The sequence below is a fragment of the Virgibacillus sp. genome, from assembly GCF_013393565.1.
GTDB lineage: Bacteria > Bacillota > Bacilli > Bacillales > Amphibacillaceae > Virgibacillus > Virgibacillus dokdonensis.
This window is the reverse complement of the sequence record NZ_JABXHF010000092.1, coordinates 1-13,424: the sequence shown is the minus strand read 5'-3', so window position 1 is coordinate 13,424 and position 13,424 is coordinate 1. Positions and strand designations below refer to the sequence as shown.

The 13,424-nt window shown below is 38.4% G+C and carries 14 protein-coding genes, 1 pseudogene and 1 other annotated feature; of the genes and pseudogenes, 6 read left to right on the top strand and 9 right to left on the bottom strand.

Going from position 1 to position 13,424, the window contains the following annotated elements; translation table 11 throughout:
* The 5 genes and pseudogenes from HLX49_RS15580 to HLX49_RS15560 all read right to left on the bottom strand — a co-directional run.
* Positions 1–194: hypothetical protein (locus HLX49_RS15580; RefSeq protein WP_483372463.1), on the bottom strand; the 194-nt coding region annotated here is incomplete at its 3' end.
* Positions 195–298: 104 nt separating this feature from the next.
* Entirely contained in the window at positions 299–1,738 is a 1,440-nt protein-coding gene (proS, locus tag HLX49_RS15575) for a proline--tRNA ligase (RefSeq protein ID WP_296363047.1), read from the bottom strand.
* Between the two features lie 341 nt (positions 1,739–2,079).
* Positions 2,080–2,295: a binding site (T-box leader), on the bottom strand.
* 298 nt (positions 2,296–2,593) lie between these two features.
* Positions 2,594–3,142, bottom strand: coding sequence for a cysteine hydrolase family protein (locus HLX49_RS15570; RefSeq protein ID WP_296363045.1), 549 nt, complete (start codon positions 3,140–3,142; stop codon positions 2,594–2,596).
* 45 nt (positions 3,143–3,187) lie between these two features.
* Complete coding sequence (locus HLX49_RS15565) at positions 3,188–3,673, bottom strand: DUF456 domain-containing protein (protein ID WP_077706119.1); 486 nt, start codon at positions 3,671–3,673, stop codon at positions 3,188–3,190.
* A 20-nt stretch (positions 3,674–3,693) separates the two neighbouring features.
* Positions 3,694–4,306, bottom strand: a pseudogene (locus tag HLX49_RS15560) (glycerol-3-phosphate acyltransferase).
* 498 nt (positions 4,307–4,804) lie between these two features.
* Here HLX49_RS15560 and HLX49_RS15555 point away from each other — a divergent pair.
* Positions 4,805–5,353, top strand: a complete 549-nt coding sequence (locus HLX49_RS15555) for a M15 family metallopeptidase (RefSeq protein ID WP_296363044.1) — start codon at positions 4,805–4,807, stop codon at positions 5,351–5,353.
* Positions 5,322–5,513, top strand: coding sequence for a hypothetical protein (locus HLX49_RS17220; protein ID WP_483372462.1), 192 nt, complete (start codon positions 5,322–5,324; stop codon positions 5,511–5,513). Before HLX49_RS15555 ends, HLX49_RS17220 begins: the two co-directional genes overlap by 32 nt.
* 37 nt (positions 5,514–5,550) lie before the next feature.
* On the opposite strand, the gene HLX49_RS15550 is transcribed toward HLX49_RS17220, so the two are convergent.
* From HLX49_RS15550 to HLX49_RS15540, 3 genes are read right to left on the bottom strand one after another with little or no spacing between them, the layout of a single operon-like run.
* On the bottom strand, positions 5,551–6,531 hold the full coding sequence (locus tag HLX49_RS15550) for a Gfo/Idh/MocA family protein (protein WP_077706122.1): 981 nt from the start codon (positions 6,529–6,531) through the stop codon (positions 5,551–5,553).
* 17 nt (positions 6,532–6,548) lie between these two features.
* A complete protein-coding gene (gene ytzI / locus HLX49_RS15545; protein ID WP_077706123.1) occupies positions 6,549–6,704 on the bottom strand; it encodes a YtzI protein in 156 nt (51 codons plus the stop codon).
* 14 nt (positions 6,705–6,718) lie between these two features.
* On the bottom strand, positions 6,719–7,636 hold the full coding sequence (locus HLX49_RS15540) for a ketopantoate reductase family protein (protein WP_077706124.1): 918 nt from the start codon (positions 7,634–7,636) through the stop codon (positions 6,719–6,721).
* Positions 7,637–8,072: 436 nt separating this feature from the next.
* Here HLX49_RS15540 and ehuB point away from each other — a divergent pair, with 436 nt between their 5' ends.
* The 4 genes from ehuB to HLX49_RS15520 all read left to right on the top strand — a co-directional run bounded on the left by ehuB (position 8,073) and on the right by HLX49_RS15520 (position 11,313).
* Positions 8,073–8,954 carry an ectoine/hydroxyectoine ABC transporter substrate-binding protein EhuB gene (ehuB, locus tag HLX49_RS15535; RefSeq protein WP_077706125.1) on the top strand — a complete coding sequence of 294 codons (882 nt, stop codon included), beginning with the start codon at positions 8,073–8,075 and terminating at the stop codon, positions 8,952–8,954.
* Positions 8,955–9,173: 219 nt separating this feature from the next.
* Positions 9,174–9,836 carry an amino acid ABC transporter permease gene (locus tag HLX49_RS15530; protein WP_077706956.1) on the top strand — a complete coding sequence of 221 codons (663 nt, stop codon included), beginning with the start codon at positions 9,174–9,176 and terminating at the stop codon, positions 9,834–9,836.
* A complete protein-coding gene (gene ehuD, locus HLX49_RS15525) occupies positions 9,833–10,543 on the top strand; it encodes an ectoine/hydroxyectoine ABC transporter permease subunit EhuD (RefSeq protein ID WP_296363039.1) in 711 nt (236 codons plus the stop codon). The genes HLX49_RS15530 and ehuD overlap by 4 nt, the downstream gene beginning before the upstream one ends.
* The gene (locus HLX49_RS15520) at positions 10,543–11,313 is read left to right on the top strand and encodes an amino acid ABC transporter ATP-binding protein (protein ID WP_101932651.1); all 771 of its coding nucleotides are present in this window, start codon (positions 10,543–10,545) and stop codon (positions 11,311–11,313) included. The genes ehuD and HLX49_RS15520 overlap by 1 nt, the downstream gene beginning before the upstream one ends.
* A gap of 470 nt (positions 11,314–11,783) precedes the next feature.
* On the opposite strand, the gene HLX49_RS15515 is transcribed toward HLX49_RS15520, so the two are convergent.
* Positions 11,784–13,354 (bottom strand): IS3 family transposase gene (locus HLX49_RS15515; RefSeq protein WP_296363036.1). Its coding sequence is split into 2 segments (ribosomal slippage): positions 11,784–12,691 and positions 12,691–13,354, totalling 1,572 coding nucleotides; the frame shifts between segments, so codons are not numbered across the junction.
* Positions 13,355–13,424: the final 70 nt, after the last annotated feature.

The window sequence follows — 13,424 nt, the reverse complement described above, 5'->3', positions numbered from 1 at the left end:
TCGACTGCTGGTTTTCTCCCTTTGGAAGCGTATGCCTGTAGTAGTTCTCTATAATCCATCCTTTCACATAAGAGGCAGTGGAGCCGGACCGAATCATCCATAGGAATCATTTCTTCTACATCCATCGGTAAATATAATTGATAATTTGCTGCAGTTTGCGTATACTGGGTTTGTGTTATTTGTTTATTGGTCATAAATTAATAATACATGAGAACAGGCCCTTTGTGGTCTGTTTTTTTGTGTATACACAAAAAAGCTGTTACACAATCAATTACCTGATTGTGCAACAGCCCCATTTTTAATATGCTTTTGCCCAATACACTAACTCTTTCGCTTCTTTTCCACAGGATACGCATGTATCTGCAACTTTTTCTTGTTCAAATGGAATACAACGAGAGGTTGCTAATGTAGCTTCTTTAATTTTTTCTTCACATGCTACATCGCCGCACCACATTGCTTTAATAAATCCAGCTTGTTCTTCTAAAATAGTTGCAAACTCTTCCATGTTGGTTGCGGTATTTGTTTTTTCATGCAAATGATCTTCTGCTCGTTGATATAAATTCGCTTGTACTTCATCAAGTAGCGCAGGTAAACGAGTTGGTAATGCAGCCAATGGAACAAATTCTTTTTCACCTGTATCACGTCGCACAAGGACTACCTGTTCTTTCTCGATATCCTTTGGTCCCATTTCAATCCGAACTGGTATACCTTTCATTTCATACTCATTAAATTTCCATCCAGGCATTTTATCACTAGCATCAATGTCTACGCGCACAATATCTTTTAATTGGTCACGAAGATCATATGCTTTATCCAATACACCTTCCTTATGCTGGGCGATTGGTACGATCATCGCTTGTGTCGGAGCAATGCGCGGTGGTATTACTAAACCACGGTTATCACCATGAACCATAATTAAAGCCCCCATGATTCGAGTGGATAATCCCCAAGACGTTTGATGAACATATTGACTGTCTCCATTTTCATCTAAATACGTAATGTCGAATGCTTCAGCAAAGCCTGAGCCAAAATGGTGGGAAGTTCCTGATTGCAATGCTTTTCCGTCATGCATTAAGCTTTCAATCGTCAATGTGTATTTAGCACCTGCAAATTTTTCCTTATCTGTTTTCTTACCTTTAAGGACTGGAATCGCTAAATATTTTTCCACAACATCCGCATAAATCCCTAGCATCCGCTCTGTTTCTTCCGATGCTTCTTCATCTGTCGCATGTGCTGTGTGCCCCTCTTGCCAATGAAATTCGGAAGAACGTAAGAAAGGACGGGTTGTTTTTTCCCAACGGACAACATTTCCCCACTGATTGTACAGCTTTGGTAAATCACGATAGGAGTGAATGTTTTTCGAATAATAATCACAGAACAACACTTCTGAAGTAGGACGTACAGCAAGACGCTCAGCTAATTCTTCGTCCCCACCGTGCGTAACCCAAGCAACCTCAGGTGCAAAGCCTTCCACATGATCTTTTTCCTTTTGCAATAGGCTTTCTGGAATGAATAATGGAAACGCCACATTCGTATGACCGGTTTCTTTAAATTTTTCATCTAATACATCGCGAATATTTTCCCAAATTGCAAAGCCATATGGTCGAATGATCATTGTTCCACGAACTTGGCCATAATCAACCAATTCAGCTTGCTTGACAACATCGGTATACCATTGCGCAAAATTCTCTTCCATGGCGGTTATTTTTTCAACAAATTGCTTATTTTTCTTACCCAAACGTAACACCTCATTTAAATAGTTTTATCTACATGTCCATACATTTTTTTGCAAATATAAAACCTTTCCGTTTTACCTATTTTGGTAAACACGTGCTTCAAACAATAAACTTGCCACGGCCTTGTGATTTACATTCATTGCTAAAACTTCGCATATTGCTATATTTTTCTGGCAGAAGCTGTGTTGTTTATAAAAATTTATCTGCAAGTGCTTTTTTCATAAGAAGTGGTGGCTTTCCCCATAGTGAACCATGGCCGTTTCTCATTCGCTAAACCAAGGAAAGTGTTGCTTGTGAACATCCCTTCACTTTTTCTCTATAAACATAAAAAATCCTCCATCCGATAAGGGACCGAGGTTGGTGGTACCACCCTTGTTTGCAAAAAAATAAACTGCACACTTCATTGGATAACGGGCTGTCCCCGCGCTATTTTGCAGCATAAAGCTTTCTAATAGCGAACTCCGAAGCAGGTTCTATTGATTATCTTTGGAAATTTCCACCAGCCATTTCCTCTCTATAAAAGACGTTTCAATATACTAATCTTCATCTACGTTTGTATGACATAATTGTACTTACACTATATAAGTTGACACAAAGAAAGTCAAGGTTAATGGAACTTCTTATTTCAACAGAAAAAAGGGCAAATGGGTTAACGCGATAGGTCGTTTAGATAAAATTCGCTTATCGTCACATATTTATGGAAAAAGCTATCATTTTACACAATAGAAAGCCTCTGTTTTTCGTATACGATAAACTTTTATACGTTCCTACACTCTAGTGTGAAAAAATTTGTCTGGAAGTGGTTTTCATCGTAGAGCCGTTCTCCCAATGTGCGCCATGAAACTCTTCATATAAGACTAAACAACCTTAGCTCCCAACGTGTTTTCAAAGTGTCCAAGCGCCCATTCATGCCCTGCTTGATTAAAACTGGCAACGGCATCTTGATGAACAACAATGTCGAAGCCCTTATTATAGGCATCGATCGCCGTATGTAATACGCAAATATCTGTACAGACGCCGATAATATGTACTTCTTGAATACCACGTTCACGCAGTTTCAGTTCTAAATCTGTGCCAGCAAAAGCACTATATCTTGTTTTATCAAAATAATATACATTATCCTTATTCTGGTACTCATTATAAAGGGTAGCAAGCTTTCCATATAACGCTTTCCCTGCTGTACCGATGATATTATGTGGCGGAAATAAGTTTGCTTCAGGATGAAAAGCGTCTCCTTCTTCATGTGCATCAATGGCAAACACAACATAATCGCCATTTTCAATAAATTGTTTCGTTAAAGAAACCACTTTGTCTTCAATAGTTTGTCCAGGTATGCCACACGTTAATTTTCCATCTTCTGCTACAAAATCAATCGTATAATCTACATTTAAAAGCGCCTTTTTCATGAATGAAATCTTCCTTCCACTTTGGATTTTCGGCACACCTTTGTCTTAAAAGATAATCACCACAAAGAACCAAACAATCATAACGAATTGAAGTACAATTTTAGCAACTGTCCCACCTAGAAATCCGATTAAGGAACCGAATGAAGCACGGAACGCTTCCTGTACAGTCCGTTGCTGTAATAACTCGATAATAAAAACAGTTAGAAACGGCACAATAAGAATTCCAAACGGCGGGACGATAAAGGAGCCAATAATAACTGCAACAGCCGCACCACGCTCTCCCCACTTACTACCGCCATACTTTTTAACAAAATAACTATTCGCAATAATATCAGCGCCGACTAATAAAGCTGTAATAATACCCATTCCAATCCAAAAAGAAAGTGTTAATTCATTAGGATTGAGAGCAAACTGATACAAAAGGAAACCGCCCCAAAGCACAAACACAGACGGAATAATTGGGAATATAATACCTGCAAAGCTTAAAACAAATAAAGCAATAATTAATATCCAAATAACGATCTCCAAAATAACATTTCCTCCCGTAACGACTAGTTTTTACGAAACATACTTGATAGCCTCGTCTCCTGTTTTGTTACTATACGTCGAAAGTTCTCCATAGTTTCATGATGCTTAAAATAGATAAAAAAATAACAATTAAAGTTGGTTCTAAGCCGAAGAATATATAAGTCGTCAACAAGAAAGATACATAACAAGAACACCCATTACTAAATAATCGGTAGCAATTGTAATAACAAGTAATAGTCCAATACCGATTACAGCGACTTTCCAATCGACAGCGAGTAAGATGCCAACTAGCGAAGCAGTTCCTTTACCACCACTGAATTTCATCGTAATCGGATAATTATGTCCTAAAATAACAAATAATGCCGTAACATATATAAGCAGTATTCGTTCATCTCCGCTTATACCATACACATCTAATAAGTATAATACAACAAAAATGGCAAAAGTACCTTTTAAAATATCAAAGAGGGCGACAAATATTCCATACTTCCAGCCTAATAAGATCGTCGTATTTGAGGCCCCAGCATTTTTAACACCTGAATTTTTAATATCTACACGTTTATATAAGCTAATAAGTTGTGAACCGTGTATGCAGCCTATGAAGTAACCAATCATAGCAGCTAGTGCCGTAACCATGGGTCCCCTCCTTTTTTCTTATTATAACGTAAAAATTGCCATTTCGTAATGACAATTTGTTATTATGCAAACACTCCTTCATTTGCTATGCTAATAGTATATGATATGTATGCTTACACGTTTATTGCATACGAACAATTTTCTGTAGTATACGAAACGAACTACAAATTCATGCCTATGAAAGGTTAATAATCAAAAGGGAGTTTTCTAAAAGCTTCTGCCCCTGATATAGTTCCCTATCAAATGAATATCTCATATATAATTCGTATTAAAAAATAACTAAGTGCCCTTTTGGGCGAGAATTCATGAAATGAAATGTTTAAATCTAGTATATTTTCCTTTCTTCTTCAGCGAGGACTATAATGCCCTTGAACAATTAGAGGATTTCCCACTTGCAAGTTGTGTAGAATACATTTTGAAGCGAAAAGTATTGCAGTACCATTCTATTGGAATTACATGAACAGATTCATGTATTATTATGAAGGAGATACATGCAGCATGAAGAGAATTCAACGAACATTATTACCATGGCTTATTATTTTAATCGGACTCCTTATTTTGTTTGTCATATACAATCAAAAGCAAACCGTTGATATAGATAAAGAAATGCCTACTCAGCTTCATCCAGTGGTTCAAGAAAAAAAAGAGGTATTCATAAATAAAGCAGCCTCTAGAAATATAGAGGTTGTCATAACAGACGGTTTACGTACCATACAAGAACAAAATGAATTATACGAACAAGGAAGAGAAACAGAAGGAAGAACGATCACCAACGCAAAAGGTGGACAATCCTATCATAATTATGGATTAGCAATCGATTATGCACTAAGAAGTAAGACTGGAAAAGTTATTTGGAATATTGATTATGACGGAAACGGCAACGGCAAATCCGATTGGTTGGAAGCGGCCTCTATCGCCAAAGGCCTCGGCTTTGAATGGGGCGGAGACTGGAAAACGTTTAAAGACTATCCCCATTTGCAAATGACATTTGGATTAAGCATTAACCAATTACAACGTGGAATTCGCCCAGGCAAAGAACGCAGGTGAGCGCTTTTTCGACGAGCGTGAGCGATTACCCAGCGTGGATGAGCGACTTTCAGATGAGCATGAGCGAGTTCACAGCACAGACGAGCGACTTTCAGATGAGCATGAGCGAGTTCACAGCACAGACGAGCGACTTTCTTCCGAACGAGAGCGATTCTCTTAAAAAGGTCGCACTATTGTGCGACCTTTACTATCGATCCTTATTCATTAGGAAAATGAATGCCATTTTCCTGTCTCATTTTTGTTGTTAATTGTGCGACAGTTCTGCTTCTTTCTAAAAAGGCGTTATGCGAATCCCAATCATTATTTGTCACCATTTTCACAAATGCTTCTACTTCAAATATCATATCTGCATCATATTGCTCGTTTGCCAGTTCGCTTACATGCGCTGTTTTTCTATCATAAAGCTGTATTTGAGATATCGGTGCAATAGCATCCATCATCAGTGTACCTTCTTCGCCATGTATTTCAGATTGCATAAATGCATTCGTTATTTTAGAAGTTAATAATGTTACCACAAAACCTTCATATGTAAGGACCATCGTTCCGCTTCCGTCAATGCCGTTTTCCAGTAAAACAGGGTGATATGTTGCATTTATAGGTTGACCAAATAAATCAACAGCCATGCTTAATGGATAAACGCCCAAATCCATTAACGCCCCCCCTGCAAATTGTTGCGAGAATACATTCGGTTCTGCTCCTTCTTTATACTTATCATATCGAGATGAATATTGCATATATTGAAGCATTGCACTACGGACAGTGCCTACGCTTGCTAATGCTTCTTTTAGACGCTCGTAATTCGGTGAAAACAAGTGACGAAACCCTTCAAACACAAATACTTGATGTTCTTTAGCTAGTTGAGCAATTTCTTGCCACTGCTTATCTGTAAACACCATCGGCTTTTCACAAAATACATGCTTTCCGCTACGTATGGCTAGTTTAATATGATCCGGGTGCAAAATATTCGGAGATGCAATATAAACAAAATCACTGTTATCATCTGCAAGCATTTCCTGAATATTTGTAAATGCACTAACTTCTCCATATTTATTAGCAAACGCTTGTGCAGATTCCGATTTCCTTGAGTAGACGGCCACTAACTGCGCTTCCCCACTACGGTGAGCTGCTTCAATAAATGCTTCTGTAATCCAACTTGTGCCAATGGTACAAAATTTCATAATGTACTCTCCCCTTCTTAAGTGCCTTTTTCATTGTTGTCATTGCCTTCTTCAGGTAAAGGGTCGATTTGATGTTTATATGCGTACCCTTTTTTTATGGTGATTAAAGATAAAACAAGTACGAGAATAACTACTACGAAAGATATCATACTTACAATCATTATCGTTGACATAACTATACCTCACTTTACGTCCTATTTTCAAACGGTTTAATGATACCGTAAATAGCTGTCATATATTTAAGCTCCAACTGCTTTGCTTTTGCTAAACGAATGGCGCCACCATGTAAATGATCGAGTTCAAGCGGTAACTCTTTCCGTAAATCTTGGTGCATAGACGAAGTAGCATCAGCATCAAGCTGCTGCATTATCTTTATTGCTTCTGTCACATCTTGATCTGTGATTTCAACACCATACTTCATGGCTACATGTTTCATTTCTTCTAATAGATGTATAGCGATTTGGAAAGTTTCTTCATGCTTTCGAACCACTCCTATTGGTAAGTTCGTCGCTGTTGTAATACCAGAGAAAGCATTAATAAACATATACTTTTTCCATAATTCATACAAAATATTATTGGTTTGTTTTCCTCCTACAATCGCTTTATCACACAACGCTTCTAAGTTTGCGATTACTTTTTCTTGCTTTGCACCGAGCGCTCCAAAGATCAGATCGTGAAAATCACCAGTATGAACGACATGACCTTTATCATTTAATGTAGCAATAATAAAAGCTAATCCGCCGAGTACGTTATCTTTGCCAAGTTCCCGTTGCAAAATAGAGATATGTTCAATCCCATTCAAGACCGGCAAAACATAAGCCCCTTTATTTACAAGCGGGCGCAGCTGATCTAATGCGCCACGGAGATGGTATCCTTTTACACTTACTAAAATGACATCAGCGCTTGGAATAACGGATGGATCTGTTTCCCAATTTAATTCCTTAGCAAATATATTCCCGTGCGGACTTTGCATAGCTAATCCATACCGTTCAAGTTGGTTAGCTCTTTTTTCTCGCACTAAAAACGTCACCTTTGCACCTGCCTCTTGAAAGCGCAACCCAAAATAAGCTCCCAATGCACCCGCACCTAAAACAACAATATGCATAATTCGTTCCCCCCTTAACATGAATCATACATGGAATTGAAACGAGCGTCTATTCATATCAATTCACCGAGACAATTTTTGACCATAGGGTAGGATCATTGATTATCATACAGCATATATACGTTAATTAAACTTATACGAATGGTATACATGGTTTTAACAATTAATTAAAAATTATCAAAAAATACAGCATTTGAGACTGCCGTCAAATACCTGTAACATTTTACTAGTAATGTTCAAAAAGGAAGAAATCGGCATGAGTTAACTTCATTTTCCCCAATAGAAAATTCAATATTTTTTAAGGTTATCGTAAACATAATGACATTTATCCCATGTTTACATAAATAATGCCTTCTTAATAGTTTATCTTCTTTTTGAACATTTACTGTTCGTTTCTTTTACGAAACGAGTAATTTTAAAGGAGGGAATAGTATTTATGAGAAAAATCTTACTTACATGTCTTTTCGGATTACTATTTGTGCTCGCTGCTTGCGGTTCAAATGAAGGGGATACAAATGATGAAGCAAGTGGGAGTAAATTAGATGAATTAAAAGATTCCGGAAAAGTTACTATCGGCTTTGCCAATGAAAAACCATATGCTTACGAAGAAGATGGTAAACTCAAAGGCGCCGCAGTTGATATTGCTAAAGCTGTCTTCAAGGAATTAGGAATTGAAGAAATGGACAGTAAGCTAGCGGATTTCGGGCAATTAATTCCTGGCTTAAAAGCAGGGCAGTTTGACGTTATAACAGCAGGAATGGCAATTAATCCTGATCGTTGTAAAAATGCTGCTTTTGGTGAACCAGAAATGATGTATGGTGAAGGGTTAATTGTACAAAAAGGGAATCCGTTAAATTTAAAAAGCTATAAAGATATCGCGGACAATCCAGATGTTACTGTTTCTGTCATGTCTGGTGCTACAGAAAATGCATTTTTAAAATCAGAAGGTGTAAGTGAAGAGCAAATTACGAATGCAGAAGATATTCCCGCGACTTTTTCAGCAGTGGAATCTGGTCGGGCAGATGCGACAACTGGAACAGAAATGACCATTAAAATGGCTCTTGAATCCGCTAACTCTGATCAGCTTGAATTCGTGGAAGGTTTTGAACAACCAGATGTAGAGGGTGTTCCAAGCTATGGCGCTGCTGCTTTTCACCTAGATAATACAGAATTACGCGATGCTTATAATGAAAAGCTAGCTGAATTAAAAGCAGATGGTACTGTAGCGGAATTGCTAGAGGCGAATGGTTTTAGTGAAGAAAATAATATGGTAGCCGACGATATTACAACAGAAAAAATCTGTAGCGGAGAAATGTAAGATGTTGAACTGTGCTCTGACACCCCCTCAGAAGCAACTAAACTAGCAAAAAAAGAGTTCTATTTATCTATGCTTCCATTTACTGTTACAAAGTTAGTGGGGATTGCTTCTTCCCCACAGTTTATTTTCTAGTGAGATTTCTAACTTATAATCTTTGAGCAGACTGGGGGAAGGATGAAAACTCACCTCTAACCTAAGATTCACGAAGGAGTGGTACACATTAATGCAATCATCGAGATTTTCCCTGATTTAGCAAAAGGACTAACGATTACCATTACCGTTTTAATTGGTGCAGCATTTTTTGGTTATTTATTTGCGTTTATTGCTGGTCTATGCCGAATGTCCTCCAATGTCTTCCTCCGTAAATTCACAGGGTTTTATGTGGAAATCTTTCGAGGGACTTCGCTAATCGTTCAATTATTTTGGCTTTATTACGCGATTCCGATGCTATTTGGTATTGAGCTAGGAAGCAATTGGTGGGCAGGCGTCATTGCAATTGCCTTAAACTACGGGGCATACATGTCTGAAATTGTCCGTGGCTCTATTCTTGCAGTTGCAAACGGGCAGTCCGAAGCAGCAACTGCTTTAAATATGTCACGCTTTCAACGAATGCGATTGGTAATTTTACCACAAGCAATTCGCATGATGCTTCCTGAATTCGGGAACTATTCTATTCAAATGTTGAAAGCCACTTCCCTCGTATCCCTCATTGGTATGGAAGATATTCTTTATCATGGAAATATTATTCGTAGTACAAATTTATCACAAGCACCTACCGTCTATTTGCTTGTCTTACTATTCTACTTTATTTTAGCGCTACCGCTTATCTTTTTAACTCGTAAGATGGAGGCGTTCTCTAAAAAAGGGGTGGCTAGCGGATGAGTAATTGGAGTTGGGAAGTAGTTGCAGAAGCATTCCCCAAAATCATCGACGGCCTTGGAATTACCCTCGGCTTAACGATAGCTTGTTATGCATTTGCACTTGCATTTGGATTTATTTGGCTGTTTATGAGAAAGATTCCGATCATGCCGCTTCGTTGGCTGATTACATGGGTGATGGAATTTATTCGTTCTACCCCGCCTTTAGTCCAGCTATTTTTTATTTATTTCGCATGGCCAATGGTTCCCGTTATAGGTTTTACCTTAAACGGATTTACGAGTGCCGTACTCGGCTTAGGAATCCATTTTAGCACCTATATTGCAGAAGTATACCGCTCTGGAATAGAAGGTGTAGGGAAAGGACAATGGGAAGCTGCAAAAGCTTTAGATTTTTCTAAGCGGCAAAAGTGGACAAAAATTATTTTACCACAAGCAATACCACCAACCATCCCAATGCTTGGAAATTATTTTATTATTATGTTTAAAGAGGTTCCATTAGCATCAACGATTGGTGTTGCAGGTATTTTGCATATTGCGAATAGCTATGGAGCAGAAAACTGGACCTATCTAGAACCCTTAACCATTGTGGCCATTCTTTTCTTAGCTTTGAGCTACCCATCTGCTATAATCATAAACAGACTAGAAAAGAAATTGAACCGACGCTTTGATAAAAAAGAAGCTTTGACGAGAAGTAAAGGAGCGACAGCATAATGATAGAACCTATCGTCTCATTTCATGACGTACACAAATCCTTTGGGGATGTTAAAGTCTTAAAAGGAATCGATTTAGACATTCGACCAGCAGAAAAAGTAGCAATTATTGGTCCCAGTGGTTCAGGTAAAACGACGATCATTCGGATGCTTATGACGTTGGAGGAGCCTACATCTGGAGATATCATCGTAAATGGTACGAATCTGTGGAAAATGGAGAAAAAAGGGAAGCTTGTGCGGGCTAATGAAAAGCATCTACGGGCAGTACGCGGTGATATTGGAATGGTATTTCAACATTTCAATTTGTTTCCGCATATGACGATCTTGGAAAACTGCATGACAGCTCCACTACATGTAAAAAAAGAAGGGAAAGAAGCAGTGAAGCAACGCTCCCTTGAAATGTTGGAGCGCGTTGGCCTAAGCGATAAAGTCTATCAATATCCGAGCCAACTATCTGGTGGACAAAAACAGCGGGTAGCGATGGCACGAGCACTTGTTATGCGACCAAAAATCATGTTATTTGATGAGGTCACTTCCGCGCTCGATCCAGAATTAGTAGCCGAAGTACTTCAGGTTATCCGTGATATTGCTAAAAACGATGATATGGCGATGATTCTTGTGACACACGAAATGGATTTCGCTTTAGATATTGCCGATAAGGTGCTGTTCTTAGATGAAGGTGTGATCGCAGAACAAGGTACTGCTAGAGAAGTTATAGAACATTCTAATAACGAACGCTTACAGGAATTTTTACATCGCTTTCGAGCGTAGGCGCTGAGGTGATTATATCAAGTAAATCCGTGTTGGTTTTCTCATCTCTGCTAATTGTTAGCACCGCAAATATCTGACTTAAAAGTCGCATATGCTATTTTCTGCTGCTTCGACTTGTACTGCAGCAAAGTATAAAGATTTCAAGGTTTATCTTAGAACAAAGGCTCGGGTGCCCGTTTAGCAACGTAGCGACTGGAACAAATCAATGATGATTTATCGTAAGGCGATTGGTGAAGTCACCTAGTTGCTGGGCGCTGGAGCCAGACGTAGCTTATTTGGTTATGTTGTTATACACAAGCTACTGATTCTATATTTTCTTATACAGCTTATACCCGCAAACTCTTGAAATTACGAATCTTAAAGTACCTTATATAGGATATGCACGAGTCATACGAAGTGGGGACATATCATAAAGCACCCTATCCGCATTGATCTGCGCCCTGTCAAGTAGACAGTGAAAAAATAAAAAATTATGCCACAGTCTGGCGCCGGTATTCTAATGGTGCTAGGCTGTTTAATCTCTTTTGGTATCGTTCCTCATTATAAAATGTAATATACTTATCAATATCTTTTTCTAGCTCCTCAAAGTTCTTGTAATTCTTTAAGTCATAGCTTTCACATTTAAAATGACCAAAGAAGCTTTCAATTGGTGCGTTATCAATACAATTACCTACACGTGACATACTACGTTTCATCCCAGCTTCTGCCGTAAGATAACGATATTCCTTTGATGTGTATTGTGAACCACGATCGCTGTGAATTAAAGGGGCTGCATCGGGATTTGCCTTTATAGCTTCTTTTAGCGTGTTCATAACCAAAGGATTGTCATTATAGCGCCCAACCTGATAGGCGACAATCGAACCGTCATAAAGATCTTTAATAGCACTTAAATAAGCCTTGTTACCAAAGCCATACGTCATATGCGTAATATCCGTTACCCACTTCTCATTCGGATTCTCCGCAGTAAATTCACGATTCAAAATGTTTTCTTCAATACTGATATAGCTTGTCTTTGTGGAATAGCCATTCGAGCGACGAATATGCGATTTTAAGCCCATTTGAATCATTAAGCGTCTAATTCTTTTCTCGTCATATTGTTTCTTATATTTGCGATTGATCACCATAGTTATTCGACGATAGCCGAAGTTACCGTTATACTTTCTGAATTCCTCTTTCACTTTTTTCATGAGCCACTCATTTTCCCTTTGTCCTTCTGTAGGTTCATGTTTCAACCATTTATAGTATCCAGATCGGGATACATCTAAAATTTCACAGAGTAATAGAATGGGTATTGTTGTCTCCTTGTGATAGTCATGAATCGCTTGAAATTTAGCTAGATGTTTACCTAGTCGCGCTGTCCCATCCCCCTTTCGATTTCCTTCAACTTTTTTAATAAGCCATTCTCCGCCTCTAAATACTGATTACGGTGTTCCAATTCTTTAATACGAAGTTGTAATTTCTCCTCTTCGGTAAAGCTAGCCTTTGTTTCTAGTGTTTTTCCACGACGATCCTGAAGACCCTGTTTCCCATCTTTTTCATATTTACGCAGCCAGCTATATACTTGTTGATAAGAAACGTTATACTTTTTAGCCGCCTCATGATAATTGTGCTCGTTCGCAATCGTATATTGCACAATTTCAATGCGTTCTTGAAGTGTGGTTTTACGCCCTTTTGTCATGGTTTCTCTTCCTTTACTAGTAGATTTTATCTCTTTCCCACTAGTATACTGGTTTATCCATTGACGTAAAACCGAATTAGATGAAATATTAAACTTCTCACAAGTCATTCTCAGACTGCCTTCTCCATTTAGATAAAATTCAACAGCTTCCCTTTTCAGTTCGCCGGAATACTTCTTCCATGTCCTCGCTTCCTTTAAACCATCCACCCCATCTGCTTCGTATTTACGCACCCATGAGTTAATCGTAGTACGGTCAACAGCGTATTCTTTAGCAATCGTACTGACAGACGCCATCCCCTCAATCACACGTAATACCGCCTCGATTCTTTCATCTAACGTATGTTTACTTCTTCTTTTAGACATAGAAAATGCCCCCAATATCGTAGTAAAGAGTTTTTATTATTTCTCTGTCTACCATATTGGGAGCATATCA